This is a genomic window from Nostoc sp. LEGE 12447, from assembly GCF_015206985.1.
GTDB lineage: Bacteria > Cyanobacteriota > Cyanobacteriia > Cyanobacteriales > Nostocaceae > Nostoc.
In genome coordinates this window covers 185,903-205,308 of the sequence record NZ_JADEXT010000004.1, presented here as the reverse complement: position 1 = coordinate 205,308, position 19,406 = coordinate 185,903, and the positions used below count along the sequence as shown (strand labels likewise).

The 19,406-nt window shown below is 42.9% G+C and carries 19 protein-coding genes; 9 read left to right on the top strand and 10 right to left on the bottom strand.

Features of this window, described 5'->3' with window-relative positions; genetic code table 11:
• The first annotated feature begins 29 nt into the window (after positions 1-29).
• The 3 genes from IQ274_RS07590 to IQ274_RS07580 all read left to right on the top strand — a co-directional run bounded on the left by IQ274_RS07590 (position 30) and on the right by IQ274_RS07580 (position 2,276).
• Positions 30-236 carry a DUF751 family protein gene (locus IQ274_RS07590; protein WP_012407479.1) on the top strand — a complete coding sequence of 69 codons (207 nt, stop codon included), beginning with the start codon at positions 30-32 and terminating at the stop codon, positions 234-236.
• A 123-nt stretch (positions 237-359) separates the two neighbouring features.
• Complete coding sequence (gene rbfA, locus IQ274_RS07585; protein WP_114082051.1) at positions 360-779, top strand: 30S ribosome-binding factor RbfA; 420 nt, start codon at positions 360-362, stop codon at positions 777-779.
• A 1,260-nt stretch (positions 780-2,039) separates the two neighbouring features.
• The gene (locus IQ274_RS07580) at positions 2,040-2,276 is read left to right on the top strand and encodes a DUF4327 family protein (protein ID WP_012407481.1); all 237 of its coding nucleotides are present in this window, start codon (positions 2,040-2,042) and stop codon (positions 2,274-2,276) included.
• A gap of 521 nt (positions 2,277-2,797) precedes the next feature.
• Here IQ274_RS07580 and IQ274_RS07575 read toward each other — a convergent pair.
• Both IQ274_RS07575 and IQ274_RS07570 read right to left on the bottom strand, forming a co-directional pair.
• On the bottom strand, positions 2,798-3,151 hold the full coding sequence (locus IQ274_RS07575) for a hypothetical protein (protein ID WP_194141866.1): 354 nt from the start codon (positions 3,149-3,151) through the stop codon (positions 2,798-2,800).
• 163 nt (positions 3,152-3,314) lie between these two features.
• Positions 3,315-4,061, bottom strand: coding sequence for a 3-oxoacyl-ACP reductase family protein (locus IQ274_RS07570; protein ID WP_194141865.1), 747 nt, complete (start codon positions 4,059-4,061; stop codon positions 3,315-3,317).
• A gap of 618 nt (positions 4,062-4,679) precedes the next feature.
• Between IQ274_RS07570 and IQ274_RS07565 the strand changes: the two genes are divergently transcribed.
• Positions 4,680-5,585, top strand: a complete 906-nt coding sequence (locus tag IQ274_RS07565; protein ID WP_163929468.1) for a cation diffusion facilitator family transporter — start codon at positions 4,680-4,682, stop codon at positions 5,583-5,585.
• Positions 5,586-5,647: 62 nt separating this feature from the next.
• Here IQ274_RS07565 and IQ274_RS07560 read toward each other — a convergent pair whose 3' ends face one another.
• The 8 genes from IQ274_RS07560 to IQ274_RS07525 all read right to left on the bottom strand — a co-directional run bounded on the left by IQ274_RS07560 (position 5,648) and on the right by IQ274_RS07525 (position 12,332).
• Positions 5,648-6,052, bottom strand: coding sequence for a response regulator (locus IQ274_RS07560; protein ID WP_012407485.1), 405 nt, complete (start codon positions 6,050-6,052; stop codon positions 5,648-5,650).
• Between the two features lie 561 nt (positions 6,053-6,613).
• Complete coding sequence (gene guaA / locus IQ274_RS07555) at positions 6,614-8,236, bottom strand: glutamine-hydrolyzing GMP synthase (protein ID WP_194141864.1); 1,623 nt, start codon at positions 8,234-8,236, stop codon at positions 6,614-6,616.
• Between the two features lie 224 nt (positions 8,237-8,460).
• Complete coding sequence (gene cbiD / locus IQ274_RS07550; RefSeq protein WP_194141863.1) at positions 8,461-9,573, bottom strand: cobalt-precorrin-5B (C(1))-methyltransferase CbiD; 1,113 nt, start codon at positions 9,571-9,573, stop codon at positions 8,461-8,463.
• Between the two features lie 159 nt (positions 9,574-9,732).
• Positions 9,733-10,110 carry a clan AA aspartic protease gene (locus IQ274_RS07545; RefSeq protein ID WP_194141862.1) on the bottom strand — a complete coding sequence of 126 codons (378 nt, stop codon included), beginning with the start codon at positions 10,108-10,110 and terminating at the stop codon, positions 9,733-9,735.
• Positions 10,107-10,379 (bottom strand): hypothetical protein, encoded by a 273-nt coding sequence (locus IQ274_RS07540; protein ID WP_194141861.1) that lies wholly within the window; start codon positions 10,377-10,379, stop codon positions 10,107-10,109. Before IQ274_RS07540 ends, IQ274_RS07545 begins: the two co-directional genes overlap by 4 nt.
• A 103-nt stretch (positions 10,380-10,482) precedes the next feature.
• Positions 10,483-10,779: a hypothetical protein gene (locus IQ274_RS07535; protein WP_194141860.1), complete on the bottom strand. Its 297-nt coding sequence runs from the start codon at positions 10,777-10,779 to the stop codon at positions 10,483-10,485.
• Positions 10,780-10,813: 34 nt separating this feature from the next.
• Positions 10,814-11,410, bottom strand: coding sequence for a DUF3177 family protein (locus tag IQ274_RS07530; protein ID WP_114082059.1), 597 nt, complete (start codon positions 11,408-11,410; stop codon positions 10,814-10,816).
• Positions 11,411-12,086: 676 nt separating this feature from the next.
• The gene (locus IQ274_RS07525; RefSeq protein WP_012407493.1) at positions 12,087-12,332 is read right to left on the bottom strand and encodes a Calvin cycle protein CP12; all 246 of its coding nucleotides are present in this window, start codon (positions 12,330-12,332) and stop codon (positions 12,087-12,089) included.
• Positions 12,333-12,704: 372 nt separating this feature from the next.
• On the opposite strand from IQ274_RS07525, the gene IQ274_RS07520 reads away from it, so the two are divergent.
• The 5 genes from IQ274_RS07520 (at position 12,705) to kdpC (ending at position 19,221) form a co-directional block, all read left to right on the top strand.
• Entirely contained in the window at positions 12,705-13,940 is a 1,236-nt protein-coding gene (locus tag IQ274_RS07520) for an FIST signal transduction protein (protein WP_194141859.1), read from the top strand.
• 402 nt (positions 13,941-14,342) lie between these two features.
• Positions 14,343-16,088: a potassium-transporting ATPase subunit KdpA gene (gene kdpA / locus IQ274_RS07515; protein WP_194141858.1), complete on the top strand. Its 1,746-nt coding sequence runs from the start codon at positions 14,343-14,345 to the stop codon at positions 16,086-16,088.
• Positions 16,089-16,165: 77 nt separating this feature from the next.
• Positions 16,166-18,307: a potassium-transporting ATPase subunit KdpB gene (gene kdpB, locus IQ274_RS07510; RefSeq protein WP_194141857.1), complete on the top strand. Its 2,142-nt coding sequence runs from the start codon at positions 16,166-16,168 to the stop codon at positions 18,305-18,307.
• A gap of 6 nt (positions 18,308-18,313) precedes the next feature.
• Positions 18,314-18,583: a potassium-transporting ATPase subunit F gene (locus tag IQ274_RS07505; RefSeq protein ID WP_193948046.1), complete on the top strand. Its 270-nt coding sequence runs from the start codon at positions 18,314-18,316 to the stop codon at positions 18,581-18,583.
• Positions 18,583-19,221: a K(+)-transporting ATPase subunit C gene (kdpC, locus tag IQ274_RS07500; RefSeq protein WP_163929480.1), complete on the top strand. Its 639-nt coding sequence runs from the start codon at positions 18,583-18,585 to the stop codon at positions 19,219-19,221. Before IQ274_RS07505 ends, kdpC begins: the two co-directional genes overlap by 1 nt.
• Positions 19,222-19,406: the final 185 nt, after the last annotated feature.

Below are 19,406 nucleotides of genomic sequence, written 5' to 3'. Positions count from 1 at the left end.
AAGTATATAACAAGGCAGTTTAGATTCAGATGTTTGACGGATTTTGGGATAACGTCTTTCGCTACCCCCGGTACTTAATTACTATCGTCTTAGGGCTGTTTTTGAACACCTTTGCGCCATTAGTGCCACTGTTGAAGCGCCCTGTTACCTTAATCGCCCTCTTAGGTTTATTTGTGAGCAGCCTAGTCTTTCTTACTTTCACCCTACGGGCAATGCTGGGCTTGAGTGCAATCTAGACTAGCGCTATATCGGGGCTATGCCCTACAGACGGTTGCTCTTGGCGTTGCTTTCGCTAAGTACTGTCTACCCAAATTGCATCTATTTTTGTCGTACAACCTCTGTCAGGAGGCGAAATTTTTATGGCTACAAATCGCCGGGTTTCCCGCGTTGCAGAATTGATCAAACGGGAAGTTAGCCAAATGCTGCTCAACGGCATTAAGGATGACCGTGTGGGTACAGGAATGGTAAGTGTGACTGATGTTGATGTTTCTGGCGATCTCCAACACGCCAAAATCTACGTCAGTATCTATGGTACAGATGAAGCTAAGGTAGAAACAATGGCAGGCTTAAAGTCAGCCACAGGTTACGTCCGCAGTGAACTTGGGGCGCGGGTACGGCTACGTCGTACACCAGAGGTCATCTTTCTCGAAGATCGTTCCATAGAACGCGGTAACAAGGTACTGGCACTACTAAGCCAACTCAATCACGATCGTCCGCCAGAAAATCTGTTAGCAGTAGAAGACAGCACAGATGAAGATGATGAATCATTTAGTGAATAAGTAACTTAAATAACAATGTAACTTCAGAACAATTAATCTCAGCAAATCCGCCAAACAGTTTACAGACGTGACTAGATCGCGTCTGTTTTAATGTAACCATAACCAACTTCAGCGGTCGGTAGTTGCATCTATACGCTTTATCAAGAAGGGGAAGGGGGAAAGGTAAAAACCTCGCCCGCAAGTGGCGCGAAATAATCCAAATTTTATGAGGAAGGTAAAAACCTCGCCCCTTGTGGGCGACCTGTTCATCCCTTTCCCCTTGCCCCTTTTCTCCTTTTTTTTGTTTGCCTTGGCTTTCGTCTTGACTCTGTTAGGACTTATGCAAAACTACACGCGCTAGAGGCAATACTCTGCAGTTACTCCATTGGAGAATTCGTAAAGTAGCCGCTTCTCTAGAGATGCTCCGCGTAGCTAGTAGTCTGCCAACCCAAAAATGCGCTTGTGAGGACTGGGAAAGGGGAAAGGGAAAAGGGTAAGGGAATTTAAACCCTTTCCCCCTGCCTCCTTCCCCTTTACCCCGCCAAGTTCCCTTGGCGTACTACTAGGAGCATGCGTCTACATAAATTGCCACTAACTGAAAATTATGGTTTTGGCTGTACCCTGCGAGAAGCTAACGCAATGGTGGCTTCAAATCTTAGGGATTGAATCCCCAACTGATTTGCTCCTCCTGCCTTTACTCCACCCTTCTACAGATGTTGATCAAAAGAAAACTGTGTAATATTAGTGCTGAAAATAACTAAGCAATTGCAATTTTACTTAAGAAATTGTTAACAGATGATAGGGTAAAAGCCTTCGTAGTGTATTTTAGCCGTTATGTTTTGCAACAGTTTATACCGTAGTATCTGACAAATATTCTTGTGTTGTTTACCCTTAGATAAATACCAGCAGTTCTAGATCCGGCTTTAAGGTGATTATTTGATATGTAAGCGATTGCAATATGAATTCTTACCACCCAGCGAATCTTGCCTAAATACAGTAATGGCAATACTTTCAGACTTGTTGCATAAAAACCATACAACCGCCATAGCAGGTTAAGTTAACTACTCGGAATTTTTTTTGTAAAGCAGATTTTTGATAAATGTCAGGATTCGTTGACTTTCTTAACATTTCTTGAGATAATTTCAGGATATCTAGCGTCAAAATAAAAATAGTTCCGTATAGCAAACTACAAAATACTAGCCACAAGTCTAATTTCTGTAATGTTTGTTCCTAATTATTAACGGGAACACTATCGTAAGTGTTAATTTGTGAGTAAAAACCATGAGTGTGAATACGGTGCCTTCTATCAATTACTACTCTCTCGATTTGATTCAAGACGAAGCACGTCGACTGGTGCAAAAGGGAATGATTAGCCGACAACAGCCAATATATACCCTCTGCCAATACATTCCAGCGAGAGAGTGGGTTTGTGTTGAATGTGAATTAGAGAAATGTGACTTTTTATTGCGCGATCGCATTGGCGACCTAATTGGTCGTGAACAGTGGGACAACGACTAAATCAATGTTTGATTTCGGGTTTGGGGTTGGGGGTTAATTTTCGATGTGTGGATGTCACAGTCAACGATCCTACGCCCAATTTGGGGGATAATCTCTGGTTTTTAATGAGCATTGCCCCATACAAAATCTTGCGTTTTTCATTAACACAGAAGCATTGGAGTCTTAATTTATATAAGTTTTCAAGTTAAAGAAAGCATCAGAACTATTTTTTCTATATATCTGGTGCTACAGCTTGAGTTTAATATGTAAATTCGGTGAAGCTCCTACATTGATCCGATAGAAGTGTAGGAACTTCACTTTTGACTCGCAATTGACAGCATCGCTTACTTTAGGGAAGCGATCGCTTGCTGTTCAAAGGTAGAATCCGTCTGGAAAAGTTTGCTCAGTCGGGCTAACCAACACCAGTTGCGACAATAGAGGAAGCCTCCGCAAGTAACTGGCTCAATTTTCGCAAAATCCCAAATTTGTATAGGATTATTTGTTAAAAAATCTCTAAAAGCAGAGAAAAATTATATAAACGATTATCCGACCTGCTCTAAATATTGATTAATGTCTTCAATAATACGGGTAAGTTCAGCTTCAGTAGTCAAGCGGATGTTGACGTTGCGGACAGTGAGCAAAACTTTGGCTGAGAAAGGCGTTGGCCAGATATTAGGATTACAGAAAATTTCTAAAAATACTTCACCCGTATAACGATATTCCATTGGAGGCTGGGGAGTGACTTTACCACCGCCAGGAGTGGGTTTAGCGGCGATAGCTTTCAGGCGCTCCATCAGTTTATCTGTCGCTGTCTTTAATTCTCGTGCTGCTTGGGGTGAAAAACTGAAGGAGACAGAACCTTCAATTAGGTTCAATGTTAGAGGAATTGAAGACATAAGTTTTTATTAAAGCTTATTGATAAGTACTAATCTTACCGGAAGAAGAGACGAAGCCGCCGAGATCGACGGCGGCGAAGCCCAATTTTTTGAGGATGCACCCCAGCGCTGATATTGTCGCCAGACAGATTTACACGATCGGATTTTTCTTGGTTCTGCTTTATCAGGCTGAAAAGCCACCATCAATCTTCAGGCTTGCACCGGTAATGAAACCAGCTTCTGCACTGGCGAGATAGGAAACCATCTCGGCGACTTCTTCTGTTCGACCATACCGTTGGAGGGCAATCATACTTTTCATAGTGTCGGCAAAGGGCCCTTCCGCCGGATTCATGTCAGTGTCTATCGGGCCGGGTTGAATATTGTTCACCGTGATGCCACGAGGACCGAGATCGCGGGCAAGACCGCGTGTGAAGCTTGCAATCGCACCCTTGGTTAAAGCGTAAACGGAGCCGCCAGCAAAAGGCATTATGTCACTGTTGACGCTGCCAATCATAACGATCCGTCCGCCCTCACCCATGTGGCGGACAGCCTCCTGAGTTGCAACAAAGACACCCTTGATGTTAACCGCGATCAGCCGATCAAAATCATCCATTGAGAATTGATCGATTGGGGCTAAAGTGGCGACCCCCGCATTGTTCACAAGGATGTCAAGACGACCAAAGGCTTTCACTGTATCGGCAACAGCGTTTTTTACGGCTTCGACATTGGCACTGTCGGCGCGAAGAGCCTTGGCTTGACCACCTGCCGTTTCGATGGCAAGCACCACCTCGTCGGCTTTTTGCGGCGAGCTAGTGTAGGTGAGGGCGACTGCTGCACCATCGTTTGCGAGACGTTTGGCGATCGCTGCTCCCAGACCGCGTGAGCCGCCTGTTACCAATGCCACCTTACCTGTAAGTTTTTTGGTACTCATAATATTCGTGATTGAAACTTGCCGTCTGAGGAAAATTGGCCTTTGGAATTATATGGCTCAAGTTCTCACTCAAACTCGTAAGAGGATTAAATTTTTACTCATCCCTCTGGCTTGTTAATTTATTTTTAGCGAGGGGAACGCGAAATCTTACCTCTAGGTTTACTAATTATTCCAAAACCTGTAAATATTTTTCGATTTTGCTGCTCAAATTTTGATCATTTTTTGAATGAAGCACAGGCTTCTTTATCCTTGTAAGGTAGTAAATAAAACTCATTCACTCATCAGTTATCCTAAGTAAGTACACACCACTGATGGTCGTTATAGTATCTCTGGATACAATTTTGTTTGGAGTAACTAGATGTAGAAATAACAAAATTAATTAAAATATTTCTGGAATTAATGCTAAAAATATGCTGTTATTTATAAAGGCAATTACTAATAGCTATAAAGCTTGTAGCTGCTGTTAATTATAAAGAATCTCAACAGAATAGTATAAAAAATAGAGTCTATAGAGAGACTTAATTCTTACTGCGTAAGACTTTGATACATTTTATTTGTGTTTATTTATGTTTTGAGTTCTACATTAGAAGTCATAGAACTTGATGTGATAAATTATCTATGCTTTACGATAACCGCGCCGAAGTGCGAAAGGTTTTAATTATTACCCTACTGCTCAACCTGTTTGTAATGGGATTGAAAGCACTTGTGGGTTACTGGACAGGTTCGTTGAGTTTGCTAGCTGATGCCTTGCATAGTGTGACAGATAGCGCCAACAACGTTTTAGGATTAATTGCAAGTAAATTTTCTTCTCCACAACCCGATCGCGAACATCCCTATGGACACAGCAAGTTTGAAGCTGTGGGGGCTTTAGGAATAGCCTCATTTTTAGGAATAGCCTGTTTTGAAATTCTGCAAGGAGCAATTGAACGAATTCTCAAAGGTGGTGGTGAACCTGTGAGAATATCGCCACCGGAGTTGTGGTTATTACTAATTGTGCTGGGCGTGAATATTTTTGTGGCGTTTTACGAACGTTCTGTGGGTAGGCGGGTAGGTAGCTCAATCCTCATAGCTGACGCGACACATACCATGAGCGATATTTGGGTGACAATCTCTGTAATTGGCGGCTTGATCGGAGTTTGGCTAGGTTATCAATGGATGGATTTGGTGTTAGCTTTTCCTGTCGCCTTGTTGGTATTTTGGAGTGGCTGGTCAGTTTTAAAAGAAAATTTGCCTTGGCTTGTGGATCAAATGGCGATCGCACCAGAAGCAATTCATGCGATCGCTACTTCTGTTCCAGGTGTAATTAACTGTCATGATATTGCTTCTCGCGGTGTTCTTGGTCGTCAGGTATTTATTGAAATGCATTTAATAGTAGATGCACCAGACGTAGAAACCGCTCACCACATCACCGAAGAAGTAGAAAGCCGATTAGAAGAAAGGTTCCGTCCAGTCAGGATTTTAATTCACGTAGAGCCACCAGCATATAAGTCTGAGCAAATTAGCTTTGAAACTGGAGCAAAGTAGTTTCAGCAATTCCAAATCAAGCCCTATTCATTTAATGACCCACAAATGACTGCATCTTTGCGTTAATTCTTATAAGAAGCAACCAAATCAGCAACGATCGCAACTAGTTCTCCTGGATCGACTGGTTTAGGCACGTGAGTCTGAAAGCCTGCTTCCAGCGCACGGCTACGATACTCGCTATCACCATAAGCAGTTAAAGCGATCGCAGGGAGTTTTTCCCAAATATCAGGCTTCAGCGCCCGGATCTTGCGAATAAGGGTGTAGCCATCTTCACCAGGCATAGCAATATCACAAATTAAGACATCTGGCTGCAACTCAGGTAGTACTTTCAATGCTACCGCCGCCGATGGAACTGCCATAACGGTGCCTCCATCAGCTTCTAAAACGGTAGTAATGTAAAAGCGGCTATCGTCATCATCATCAACTACAAGGATGTTTAAGCCAGCAAGGGGGAGAGGAGGTTCCATAACATCTCCATAAATGTTTATCAAATGAAAGTTATTTCTAATGAGCTGCTGGTTTTTGTCTTTTACCACACCCTTGGTAATTTTACTGCGATCGCGCCTATTTTCCTAGACAATAATTCAATTTTTCTAGCCACCATCTAATTGATGGTTAATTATTCGCTGGAATTTATAATTCTTGACTGGATAAAATTATATTTGTGTTTAAATTCATTTTCACAAATAATTGTTTTACAAAATTATTTGGATAATCGCTGCCTATTTTATTACAAAAAACTTGCGATTTTGCTGGGACTTTTCAATTTAGCAAGCATGGCATTTTTAACATCTAAATTGTATAAATTAAATCAAGCTCTTATAGGGGGCCATCTTGTCCGCCATAACTATTTAAGTTAAATGTAGAGTAGCTTACCAAAGCTATAGCCAAAAAAATAGACAATGCCAAAACTCAAAACGAGTTAGCTCGGCATTGCCATTTAAAATATGTGAATCTAAATTACTGCAAAGAACATGAAGAATCGGAAAGAGTGATGAGCCTTTTAGTTAACTCAACTCAAAACTTAATTACTCCCACTCAATGGTTCCAGGCGGCTTAGAGGTGATGTCATAAACCACACGATTCACCCCTTTTACTTCATTCACAATCCGCGTAGAAATCACTTCCAGGACATCGTAAGGCACTCTCGCCCAATCAGCAGTCATGCCATCTTCACTGGTAACAATTCGCAAGACGATGGGATAAGCATAAGTACGTTGATCGCCCATAACGCCAACACTACGGATTGGCAGCAATACAGCAAATGCTTGCCAGAAATCATGATACATACCGCGTTGGTTAATTTCTTGCCGCACAATCAAATCAGCATCGCGCAAAATATTTAACCGCTCAGATGTAACTTCTCCCAAAATGCGAATTGCCAAACCAGGTCCAGGAAAAGGTTGTCGTTGGACAATTTCTTCTGGTAAACCAATGGAACGCCCAACTTTGCGGACTTCATCTTTAAATAGTTTCCGCAGTGGTTCCACTAATTTAAATCTTAAATCTTTGGGTAAACCGCCAACATTGTGATGGCTTTTAATTTTCACCGCTACCCGCTCACCAGTTTGGGGATCAACATTGGTGTCAGCAGATTCGATGACATCTGGATAAAGAGTCCCTTGAGCTAGATAGTCAAAATGACCAAGGCGCTTGGAGGTTTCCTCAAATACATTGATAAATTCGTGTCCGATGCGGCGGCGTTTTTCTTCAGGATCTGTAACACCAGCAACCTTAGCTAAAAAGCGATCGCGGGCATTCACATACTCTACAGGAATGTGAAACTGCTCTTGGAACAGCTTTACCAATCGCTCTGGCTCATACTTTCGCATAAAGCCTTGATCGATAAATACACAAGTTAGTTGCTCGCCAATGGCTTTATACAGTAAGAACGCCAGGGTAGAAGAATCAACTCCCCCAGATAGTGCCAAAAGTACTCGCTTCTCGCCAACTCTGGTGCGAATTTCCCGAATTGCCTCTTCAACAAAAGCCGCAGTTGTCCAAGTGGGTTCGCAATCGCAGATATGGTAGACAAAATTACGAATTAATGCTATGCCACCAATAGAATGCACCACCTCTGGATGGAATTGAACGCCGTAAAGTTTTCTTTCGTGGTCAGCGATCGCAGCACAGGGGGTATTTTCTGTATGTGCCAGCAATTCAAACCCTGATGGCATTTGGGTAACTGAGTCTCCGTGACTCATCCACATCGTGGTACCATCTTCAACATTAGTGAGCAAATCTGTGGGATCATCAATATATAATGAGGCTTTGCCGTACTCACCTCGGTCAGCCTTTGCAACTTCGCCACCGAGTTGGTTTACCATTAGCTGCATCCCATAGCAAACACCCAAGACGGGTATTCCTAAATTCCAGATTTCAGGATCGCAATGAGGAGCGTTGTCACCATAAACCGAACTCGGTCCACCAGAGAGGATAATTCCCTTGGGATTGAGTTGGCGCAATTGTTCAGAAGTAGTGCGATAGGATAAAACTTCAGAGTATACTTGAGTCTCGCGGATGCGACGGGCAATCAATTCAGAATATTGAGAGCCGAAGTCCAGAATTATAATTAATTGGCGATCAAGTCGCCCAACATTTTCCAATGTTTGGGGCGCTTGTTCTGTCGGTAGAGTCACCACTGTATTCATGATGGAAGTGTTATGTCTGTTAAGGATAGATGCTTTATGGTCTATGGTGATGCTATTATTCAGCCTGCTTAGGCTGATAATGGTATAGAATCCCTAGACAAACGCGAGGTTATGTGCGTTTGTCTAGTCCCGGAGCTAGAGATGATATGAAAACGATAAACTTACCCTAGAGTGGTTACTTAAAAAATTATTTATTTGGATTGTTTACGATTATTCATAATAAATTAACATAATTTTCCCATTAACAGACCAGCAGTTTTACTCTTCACGATAATTTTGCGATCGCGATCAAAGAGAATTGAGCCACAGACTGTAACCTCTGTGCCCCTTTCACTATGGCTTTGAATGTATTCTTGGGAACGAACATCGATAGTTTCGGCGATCGCACTGTAAACTTGATTTACCCAATCACTACCAGTTGCAGCATCTAGCGATTTTAGATATATTAGTGCTGCTTCGGCGGTAGGACTATTAAATATAGCTTGGATATCTGGTGATTTTAAACCTGCGATCGCACAGTGCGCTGCCAAAATTTCTCGCCGTCCATCAGCCAAGTAGTGATGGGTGTGAAAAATCCCTCCAGCCAGTTTCATCAGCTTACCGTGATAGCCAAATAATAAGATTTCTTTCACGCCTAGTACATCAGCTTCTACTAACATTGGGCCGAGCCAGTTAGCAGTTTTGACCAATTGTTCGGGATTAATCCCTAGTTTACGCGCTAAATCTAGTCCATTCTCGCCGATACAGAAAACTAAACTCTCAAAACGACTAGCTTTATTTTGTAATTCCGCTCGAAAGACTGCAAGCTGATCTGGTGTACTCAAAGGTTGAGAAATGCCGGTTGTGCCTAAAAGCGAAAGTCCTTCAACCACACCAAAAGCAGAATTTGAAGTCCGAACAGCTAGCGATCGCCCTTCAGGTAGAATAATCGTCACCGTGATTTTTTCCCCCGGTGCTAGCATCCGTTGCAAGTTTTCTTTTAAAAGCCTTTGAGCATAAGCATAAATAGCAGGTTTGTCATCAGCATTCATCTGTCTGCCAATCCCTTCCCCACCTTTTATAATTACAGTTTCCCCCTCTTCTCGCCATTCCACCAATGCCCAAATCGGTGTATCTTTAGTCAGGTCAAGATTATCACCAGGATCGCTGCGAGTTATTGCTAAAGCCGTGTTTTCAGATAATCCTGCTACCTGTTCAATTGGGATTTCGGCGATTTGAGCTGGTTCAATCAAATCTACAGACGCTAAAGTTAGGGGTTTGCGATCGTGTAACCAGTGTAAAGCTGCAATAGCAGCAGCGCACGCAAAGACGGGAAGTGTGTATCCAGAACGGGACATTTTTTAAATTTCAAAAGTTAAAATAATTCTTCAAAAATAAAGACAGTTTTAGATAGCAATTTAGACCACAAATGTAGCTTACTTCCTTGAGGGTAGCATTCCCGCTCACCTCCCGAACTCAACAAAGAGACTCAATACGGTCAGCGTGCAACAGGCTTGTTAGACCGTGTTTACTTTGCTGAGTTCGACGCGACCGTTTTCAAATACTTGCACCATTAGCTGATAACCCTCCATCAGGGACATCCCAACGAGTGGTTCTGAATCAGCCTCATCGACCGGGATTATCAAAATATCTCCATCCCAAACTAAAACTGCTTCATAGACATTGAAAACGCATTCACTCCCATCTCCGAGAATGGCTCGCCCTCGCCTCTTCCATCTCAGATTCAACTGAGCGATCAAATCTGGAGGCAATGAAAGCCAACCGTTAAAGCCTGTGTCTACGATCGCATCTTGTGTGTAAATTTTGCCATCTGAACCACAGATTGAAATTGAAATAATCGGTTCCAAATCCACGTTAACGATTCCGGCGATCATACGGCTTTTTTCGTGCGTCCGCCGAATCGACGAACATGGCGAGAACCAATGCGGACAATCCAGATTTGAGCGTCTGGGTTACGGGCTTCGAGGCGATCGCAGGCGGCGATTTCACTAGCATCGACTTCAAAAGCTCCGGTTTCGATGTCGATCGCCACAATCTTGCCATGATTATCTGCTTCAACCTGTGAACGCACCTGAGATTCATAAATCTCATCGCCACGTCGAGCGAATTCTTCTTTGCTGTAGCGGGGTTGGTGAACTGTCATAGAAATAGCCTCGTGTTCACGCCTCTAATTTTTCTATTTTAGGCTGTCAACCATTTTATCAAACTGGGCGATCGCTCTATCACAGTCAGTCGTCTATAGTCAGTTAGACTCCCACTTCTGATAAAAGAGCTTCCATAGCTTCCCAAGAAATTCCTTGTTGAATATAACGGGGTGCTTCAGGATTATAAGGACTGGCTACTCGATCAATATTGAGGATGTTTGCCCCATCTGGCAAAACTGGTACATCTGCATCAAATGCTGTGGGGCGCATCAAAGAACTGGAAAAGCCTTTGAAAATCGCAATTGTATCTTCCTCATCGGCAATTTCCACTGTTACAATCAAGACTTCTTTGGGGCGTTTAGCGGTGTATTGTTCTAGCCGCTTACCAATGGAATTCATTTTTTTACATTAGGGGTATGTGACGTAGCAACATTTACTGTGGTGTGGCTGAACGTCCCTGCTTGCCAAGCTTAATCAGAACAAAATAGCTTAAGTAAACCACATAAATTACTAAACTAGTTATCCCAAGAAAACCTAAAAACTCAGCTTTGCTATTAGCATGAAAATATTCTTTGAATAATAACGGAATCTCAAACCAGACGCGACAATAAGCAGTCTTCATCACACTGGCAGAAAAAGCACAACCCAAAAATGGGATCAACGCTAGTGTACCTAAAATACAATAAACAGTTGTAGCCCAGCGCCAAGAGGTAAAAATAAATTTCAAAACTCCACTGGTTTGATATTCAATTTCATCATTGATATCTACCCAGAACCACAGTGAAATTGGGATTAAAATCTGAGCCATCAATCCAGAGATAAAGCTAACTGGATACTGGGCAATCATTAAGTAAATCGTGATTGCCACCAAGCTTGATACTTTCCAATATATAGTCAATAAGCGTTGTATACTTTCTGCTTTTTGCACAAATGCCCAAATTAAAAGAATTAATGGAATAATTACCAGAAATAATACTGCCAGTCGGTAATCAATCCAGATGAAAGGGCGAAACCAAACGTTATAGTCCATAGTTTTTCTCAAACGATAAATAAAACAATTTAAACTAAGAGCAAGTATCCATAACTGACAAACTTGTAAGCTATTAGCTAGCTAGTAGTCTATCTATATTACAAACAGTTTAATCAAAGCACAAAATCTAGCCTCAAGATTGCGCTCTAACTTCTTGGTGGAAGCAAGTGGCTACCCAACTTATACCATTTCACGCAGTTTCTACTATAAACACGTTTGTAGGGGCATACAGATGTACGCCCCTACAACCAATTTATGCCTTGCAAAGATTTTTGGAAAAATTTTTAAATGCTAAGTTGTTTAATTTACTTTCCTAAATCTCTCAATTTGGCAAAAAAACAAGCAACTTAAAGATCCTCAACTTAGATTTACACTTACCTGTAGTAGCGTCAGGGAGCCTGTTAAAAGCCCACCCAGCAGCTATATACTTGATACTCGCAGACAAAACCCCAATTTTTTTGGGTGTAAAGGTTTCCTTTTAAGATAAAAATTCTCAAAGCTTAACCCTTATACATCCGTAACTCCAGATATTTCACCAATTTTTTGCCCATTGGAGAAAATAATGAAAACGGGAGAGTACGGTTTTAGCCGGAAGTAGCGTAAAAGTGCGAAATCTCAGTAAGTAAATCTTGGTTGCTTGCTGACAAACGAACAAAAAATTCACTTGTTTAAATTTCTAGTCGTCATAAACCCGGCATTCAATTGCATCTGGGTTGTCATCACAATACTGTTCTAGAGAATTTTTGGGCTTGCTTTGGCGCTTGTGGGAAGCTTCGGCTTGTAATTCTTCTACTGCATCCCAAGCAGCAGCACATTCTGGTGAACCGCTACCGTTAATGTCACAGACAGTACGCGCTTGTTCTACTTCTTCTTGGATTTTCTCTTGGATGTCGCTTGTTGCTGTTTCTTGGATGTTGGTCATTGCTTTAGTCTCGTTGTGTGTTGTTAATACTAGTATAGAAAAACTTCAGAAATGGCAGATTTTAGCTTGATTACTAACCATTCTAACTATTCAGTTCATAAGTTAGTACTTTAGCCTATTGATTTATAACCAATATAGTAAACTGCCGCATCTATAATGCATTCATCTTTATGTTTTAAGATTTTGTGGGATTAGTACCATAGATAAACAATCATACAATATATTTAGATGCATCTATTCGGGAATGACAACCCCAGCTTCTTGGATGGAGGAGACAAAAGGCTGGCACTAATTCTTGTAGGATGCAATTTTTCCCAAAATAAAAATAAATCAAAATCTACTAGCACAAAAAGAGAAAGAAGCTCAAAACTCATGGCAGACCAAATGCAGTGGGCAAATGCCCTATCAACCCGTCATTCTTTAGAAGCCGCCGTTACAGATGTGGTGGAACGAGCTGTCTCATCGTTAACAGCACCTGCGGATCTAGGACTGGTATTCATTTCGTCTGCTTTTACAAGTGAGTATTCCCGATTGTTACCCTTGTTAGCTGAGAAACTTTCTGTACCAGTGCTAATTGGCTGTAGCGGTGGAGGTGTGATTGGGACGACAGTTGACGGAGAAACCCAAGAACTCGAAGCGGAACCAGCTATTAGCTTGACTTTAGCACATCTTCCAGGGGTAAAAGTTCAAGTTTTTCATGTTGTTGCTGAAGAATTACCTGATTTAGATAGTTCTCCAGATGCTTGGGTTGATTTAATTGGTGTGCCAGCATCACCGACACCCCAGTTCATTTTGCTGTCTAGTTCTTTCGCTTCTGGAATCAACGATTTGTTGCAAGGGTTGGATTTTGCTTATCCAGGATCGGTGATCGTGGGAGGACAAGCTAGTGGTGGGGGTATGGGTGGTCGTGTTGCCCTATTTTGTAATGAGAGTGACGGCGAGGAATGTCAAAGCCTTTATCGTGAGGGCACTGTTGGGATAGCTTTGACTGGCAATATTGTTTTGGAAACGATTGTAGCCCAAGGATGCCGACCGATTGGCAAACCGTTGCAAGTTACAAAAGCCGATCGCAATATCATCTTAGAGTTAGATGAGCAAGTGCCGCTAGTGGTGTTGCGAGATTTGATTGCTAGTCTGAGCGAACACGAACGAACTTTAGCACAGCACTCTCTGTTTGTTGGTGTGGCGATGGACGAGTTTAAGCTGGCTTTGCAGCAGGGAGACTTTTTAATTCGTGGTATTCTTGGGGTCGATCCAACAGCTGGAGCGATCGCAATTGGCGATCGTGTTCGTCCTGGTCAAAGGCTACAATTCCACCTACGCGATGCCCAAGCCTCTGCTGAAGACTTAGAATTACTCCTCCAAAGTTATCAAACCCAACGAGAATCTGAACCCTCTGCCGTCGCTGCCTTAATGTTTGCCTGTCTGGGACGAGGCGAAGGACTCTATGGTAAACCCAATTTCGATTCTGAACTATTTCGCCGCTACCTCAGCGATATTCCTGTAGGTGGCTTTTTCTGTGGTGGTGAAATCGGCCCTGTTGGTGGCAGAACCTTCTTACACGCCTACACTTCCGCATTTGGAATTTGTCGCCAGAATCAGTTATGAGTTATGAATTAAACTCCTCATTCCCTAGTAATACTATCTGATTTGTGAAAATTTCCAGTGTCTAAATCCCTGACTTCTTAAAGAAGTTGGGGATTTAACTTTTTACGGATGATTTATGACTGTTTAGCATTTAACTGTATTTCTATATTTGCAGATATATATCGATATAAACACTCTGAATACTTGTCTATATAGACAAATATATTTTTTGTATAGGCTAGTTTAAATATTAATTTATACCTTGTATTATCTAACAAAAAGCTTGATGATTGATTGAGAAAAGACATAGCTATAGGTTAGCTAATAACAATGTCAATATAATTCATTATTTTTTCTGATTCATTTCCCGAAAATATCTGATATTTCTCTGAATTTTATTCATGTCGGAGTTGAAATAATCCAATGCTAGAAGGATGGATTCAAATTGCATTAACGCTGTTAATTATAGTAGCGATTACTCCATTTTTTGGGCGCTATATGGCTCGTGTATACCTAGAGCAGAGTACTTTTCTCGACCCAGTTTTGAATCCGGTTGAGCGAGTGCTTTATGCTTTAGTTGGTGTTAAAGTCAAAGAAAATATGACGGGTTGGCAGTATGGGCGAGCAATCATTTACAGCAACGTAGTCATGGGATTGCTACTTTTCTTTATCATCATGAGTCAAGGATGGTTGCCCCTCAATCCCACGGGGATAAATGCCCCAACTTGGGATACAGCGCTGCATACTACCATTTCCTTTATTACTAATACCAACCAGCAACATTATTCTGGTGAAACCTACATGAGCTATGCCAGCCAAATGTGGGGACTGGGCTATCACATGTTCACCTCTGCTGGTACTGGTTTGGCAGTAGGAATTGCTTTTATTCGGGGATTGACGGGTAGATCGTTAGGCAACTTTTATGTAGACCTAATTCGCTCGATTACCCGAATTTTGTTGCCTATTTGTATTGTGGGTGGGATTGTGTTGATAGCTGCTGGTGTTCCCGAAACTCTGGCGGGTGCAGTTGTATTCCCTACCTTGGAAGATCCGAATATTAGTCAAGCGATCGCTCGTGGCCCCGTTGCCCACTTTGAAATTATCAAGCAATTAGGGGAAAACGGCGGCGGCTTTTTTGCCATCAACTCGGCACACCCCTTTGAAAATCCTAGCGGATTTACTAACTTAATTCAAATTGTGGCCATGCTTTCGATTCCTACTTCCCTAATCTACACTTATGGGTTGTTTGCGAATAACACTAAGCAAGCCTGGTTAGTCTACGGAATGGTGGGCATCCTTTATGTAATATTTATTATCGTTACTACCATTGGTGAATACAACGGCAATCCGGCTGTGAATGCACTGCTGGGTAGTCAGCAACCAAATCTAGAGGGTAAAGAAGTCCGGTTTGGTTGGGCACAATCTGCACTATTTGCGGTAAGTACAACCGGCACCATGTGCGGCGCAGTCAATAGTTTACACGACTCTTTCATGCCCAACGGTGGTTTTATTACGCTTTCTAATATGTTCCTGCAAATTATCTGGGGTGGACAGGGTACTGGAACCGCTTATTTGTTTGCTTACCTGATACTGACTGTGTTTGCTACAGGGCTGATGGTGGGGCGCACACCAGAATTTCTCGGACGCAAGATTGAAAAGCGTGAAGTTGTACTTGCTAGCTTCTTGATTTTGCTAGTTCACCCGATCGCCATTTTGATTCCCGCAGGAATCGCCTTGGCATTTCCCGATCAACTATCAGGAATTAGTAATCCGGGCTTTCACGGCTTTGCTCAAGTTATCTACGAATATGCCTCAGCTGCTGCGAACAACGGTTCTGGCTTTGAAGGTTTAGGCGATTCACAACCGTCTCCTTTTGCAATATCTACAGGTACAACAACAACTTTAACCGCTTTGTGGTGGAACTTAAGTACCTGCTTCAGTTTACTAGTTGGACGTTATATACCAATTTTAGGTTTGCTGTTCTTAGCAGATAGTATGTCTCGCAAGCAAGCTGTTCCTTATACCACTGGTACATTACGAACCGATACTGGACTATTTACAGGCGTTACCACAGGCGTAATTTTAATCCTGGGCGCACTCACATTCTTCCCAGTGCTGGCATTAGGCCCGATCGCTGAAGCCTTTTTTATCGCTAAAGGCATCGGCTAGGGAGTGGGGAGATGAGGTACAACGCCTCATTCCCAATGCCCAATAATGCCCAATCCCCCATTCCCAAAATTTAATATATGCCAATTACTACTGATTCTCCTTCGCCTCGTATTCCATCTGGAACTCGTGATTCGCGTAAGCACACCCCCAAAACAGATATGCGGGGACTTTACCAAAGAGCAATTCGTGAGTCATTTGTCAAACTCGATCCGCGAATTACTGTCAGAAACCCAGTTATGTTTGTTGTTTGGGTGGGGACAATTGTCACCTTTCTTGTTACCCTTAACCCAAATCTGTTTGGCACAGTTCAGGCAGATATCAACCAACAACGTCTGTTAAATGGGTTGATTACCTTCATTCTCTTTTTCACCCTGGTTTTTGCCAACTTTGCCGAAGCTGTAGCTGAAGGACGTGGTAAAGCACAGGCTGATTCACTGCGATCGACGCGATCGGATACGATCGCTAACAAAATCCTCCCTGATGGTTCGATACAACAAGTCAATTCTACAGAACTGCGGCGGGGCGATTTGGTCAAAGTGATTGCAAACAATATGATTCCCGCCGACGGGGATGTGATTAAAGGCATTGGCTCAGTAGATGAGTCTGCAATTACTGGGGAATCGGCCCCGGTATTGAAGCAACCAGGTACAGATATTGCCAGTTCGGTGACAGGAGGTACACGCCTACTCTCAGACGAATTGATAATTCGCGTTAGTGCCGATCCTGGTCAAGGCTTTATCGATCGCATGATTGCCCTGGTAGAAGGCGCACAACGCACCAAGACTCCCAACGAGATTGCTTTGACAGTATTGTTGGCAGTGCTAACGCAAGTGTTCTTGATTGTAGTGTCAACCATTCCCCCCTACGTGGGCTATATCGCCACCTTTATCACCACTGCCTTTGGTGCTGAGGCCGGAAACAGTTTGCGGGCGGGTGCTAGCGTTGCGATTCTCATCTCGCTACTGGTAGCTTTGATTCCCACAACTATCGGTGGTTTGCTCAGTGCGATCGGTATTGCAGGGATGGACAGGGTTGCCCAATTCAATGTCATTGCTACCTCTGGTCGAGCAGTAGAAGCCTGCGGCGACATCAACACCTTGGTGCTGGATAAGACGGGTACAATCACCTTGGGGAACCGGATGGCTGATGAGTTTATTCCTCTGGATAATCACTCACTAGAAGATGTGGCGCGAGTCTCTCTAGCTGCTAGCTTGTTTGACGATACGCCAGAGGGCAAGTCAATTGTGATCTTGGCAGAGAAGTCCCAGGCTGCGGTAGACTTCAACATCGACAAAGCCGAAGGTGTGGAATTTACCGCCAAAACCCGGATGAGTGGCACAAATCTGCCTGATGGTAAACAGATTCGCAAAGGAGCGGTGGATGCCATTAAGGGATTTGTCCGTTCTCGTGGCGGTTACGTTCCTGATGATATAGACGCAGCTTATGAGCGAGTTTCTCGGTTAGGCGGTACACCTTTAGCTGTTTGCCAAGATGACAAAATTTATGGTGTGATCTACCTCAAAGATATTGTCAAACCTGGTTTGCGGGAAAGATTTGACCAACTCCGCCGGATGGGTGTTAAGACGATCATGCTCACTGGTGACAATCGAATTACCGCTTCGGTAATTGCTAAAGAAGCTGGGGTGGATGATTTTATTGCCGAAGCGACTCCAGAAGACAAAATTGAGGTGATTCGCTCCGAACAATCTCAGGGTAAACTGGTGGCGATGACTGGTGATGGTACTAATGATGCCCCTGCTTTGGCGCAAGCAAATGTGGGTGTGGCAATGAACTCTGGGACGCAAGCTGCCAAAGAAGCTGCTAACATGGTGGATTTAGACTCTGACCCCACAAAGTTAATTGACTTAGTAACCATAGGTAAACAGTTGCTAATTACTCGTGGAGCCTTGACAACATTTTCCATCGCCAACGATATTGCCAAGTATTTTGCAATCATTCCGACTATTTTTGCGGCGGCTGGAATCGGCGCACTGAATATTATGGGATTAAAGAGTGCCCAATCTGCGATCGTCTCGGCGCTGATTTACAATGCCTTGATTATTCCGGCACTAATTCCGCTAGCACTCAAAGGGGTAAAGTTTTTACCTTTAACAGCAGATCAACTGCTACGTCGCAACATCTTCATCTATGGCGTTGGTGGCATCATTGCTCCTTTTATTGCCATCAAACTAATAGATATTATCTTACCTTTGTCTTAATTTACTATGAAACCCGTTCATATCCGCCGCACTATCCTTGCATCCCAAGTAGTTGAAGAAATAACTGATATCTGGTGTCAATGGCGCAGACAAAAGCTGCCACTGTATTTATTCCTGGCGATGTGTTTCAACCTAGTAGTTGCACCTCTAGTCTATGCGGCTACTGGCGAACAACTTTCCCGCAGTCAATCTTGGGGATTGGGATTGTTAGGAATGGTGACGTTAGGACTTTCTATCTATTTATTTTTTGTAATGTTTGTACCGGAGAAATTCTAATGAGTTTTGCACGTGAAGCTAGCAGAGCTGTTCGTTCTACCTTGGTACTCTGGGTAATCGGTGCGATTATTTATCCTTTTGCGATGATTGCCATTGGGCAGATTGCGTTTCCGTTTCAGGCAAATGGTAGTTTACTGAAAAATAGCACAGGCCAAGTTGTGGGTTCTGCTTTGATTGGTCAACCCTTTACTAGCGATCGCTATTTTAACAGTCGTCCCAGTACCACCAGTTACAGCACAGCCGATCCCAAAAAGGATGATGGGGGAGTTTTGAAAACTGGGGTTTCTGGTGCTAGTAACTTGGCTCCTAGTAATCCCGCATTACTCGAACGCATCAAAGGTAAAGATGACCCAGATCCAAGTAAAAAAATTGAAGGCGATCTGACTCGTCTGAAAGCAGCAGGTGTGCAGCCGACTGGCGATCTAGTCTACACCTCTGGTTCTAGCCTTGACCCTCACATTACCCCAGAAGCTGCGATCGCGCAAATTGCACGAGTAAGCAAGGCACGAGGATTTCAGCCAAACCAACTAGAAACTTTGATTGCCCAAAACACAGATGGACGCTTTCTCGGCATCTTTGGTGAGCCTGGAGTTAATGTGTTGAAGCTGAATTTAGCTTTGGATCAGATGAAGAAATAAATTTATGGGAAATAGTAGAGACGAGGAATTTTGCGTCTCTACTGTTCAGAATTATCTCAGACTCATTTTTTATGATTAATATTGAAAGCCTCAATATCTCGTATTAATGAACAGCGTAAGCAGTTACTGCAATTGTTTCCTAAAAACTCATCGAGAGTATTTTATGGGTTAGAAGCCGAGTTTTT

Excerpts from the sequence above, each read along its gene's own strand:
- IQ274_RS07590 (WP_012407479.1), top strand. The coding sequence starts at position 30 with ATGTTTGACGGATTTTGGGATAACGTCTTTCGCTACCCCCGGTACTTA.
- rbfA (WP_114082051.1), top strand. The coding sequence starts at position 360 with ATGGCTACAAATCGCCGGGTTTCCCGCGTTGCAGAATTGATCAAACGG.
- IQ274_RS07580 (WP_012407481.1), top strand. The coding sequence starts at position 2,040 with ATGAGTGTGAATACGGTGCCTTCTATCAATTACTACTCTCTCGATTTG.
- IQ274_RS07575 (WP_194141866.1), bottom strand. The coding sequence starts at position 3,151 with ATGTCTTCAATTCCTCTAACATTGAACCTAATTGAAGGTTCTGTCTCC.
- IQ274_RS07570 (WP_194141865.1), bottom strand. The coding sequence starts at position 4,061 with ATGAGTACCAAAAAACTTACAGGTAAGGTGGCATTGGTAACAGGCGGC.
- IQ274_RS07565 (WP_163929468.1), top strand. The coding sequence starts at position 4,680 with ATGCTTTACGATAACCGCGCCGAAGTGCGAAAGGTTTTAATTATTACC.
- IQ274_RS07560 (WP_012407485.1), bottom strand. The coding sequence starts at position 6,052 with ATGGAACCTCCTCTCCCCCTTGCTGGCTTAAACATCCTTGTAGTTGAT.
- guaA (WP_194141864.1), bottom strand. The coding sequence starts at position 8,236 with ATGAATACAGTGGTGACTCTACCGACAGAACAAGCGCCCCAAACATTG.
- cbiD (WP_194141863.1), bottom strand. The coding sequence starts at position 9,573 with ATGTCCCGTTCTGGATACACACTTCCCGTCTTTGCGTGCGCTGCTGCT.
- IQ274_RS07545 (WP_194141862.1), bottom strand. The coding sequence starts at position 10,110 with ATGATCGCCGGAATCGTTAACGTGGATTTGGAACCGATTATTTCAATT.
- IQ274_RS07540 (WP_194141861.1), bottom strand. The coding sequence starts at position 10,379 with ATGACAGTTCACCAACCCCGCTACAGCAAAGAAGAATTCGCTCGACGT.
- IQ274_RS07535 (WP_194141860.1), bottom strand. The coding sequence starts at position 10,779 with ATGAATTCCATTGGTAAGCGGCTAGAACAATACACCGCTAAACGCCCC.
- IQ274_RS07530 (WP_114082059.1), bottom strand. The coding sequence starts at position 11,410 with ATGGACTATAACGTTTGGTTTCGCCCTTTCATCTGGATTGATTACCGA.
- IQ274_RS07525 (WP_012407493.1), bottom strand. The coding sequence starts at position 12,332 with ATGACCAACATCCAAGAAACAGCAACAAGCGACATCCAAGAGAAAATC.
- IQ274_RS07520 (WP_194141859.1), top strand. The coding sequence starts at position 12,705 with ATGGCAGACCAAATGCAGTGGGCAAATGCCCTATCAACCCGTCATTCT.
- kdpA (WP_194141858.1), top strand. The coding sequence starts at position 14,343 with ATGCTAGAAGGATGGATTCAAATTGCATTAACGCTGTTAATTATAGTA.
- kdpB (WP_194141857.1), top strand. The coding sequence starts at position 16,166 with ATGCCAATTACTACTGATTCTCCTTCGCCTCGTATTCCATCTGGAACT.
- IQ274_RS07505 (WP_193948046.1), top strand. The coding sequence starts at position 18,314 with ATGAAACCCGTTCATATCCGCCGCACTATCCTTGCATCCCAAGTAGTT.
- kdpC (WP_163929480.1), top strand. The coding sequence starts at position 18,583 with ATGAGTTTTGCACGTGAAGCTAGCAGAGCTGTTCGTTCTACCTTGGTA.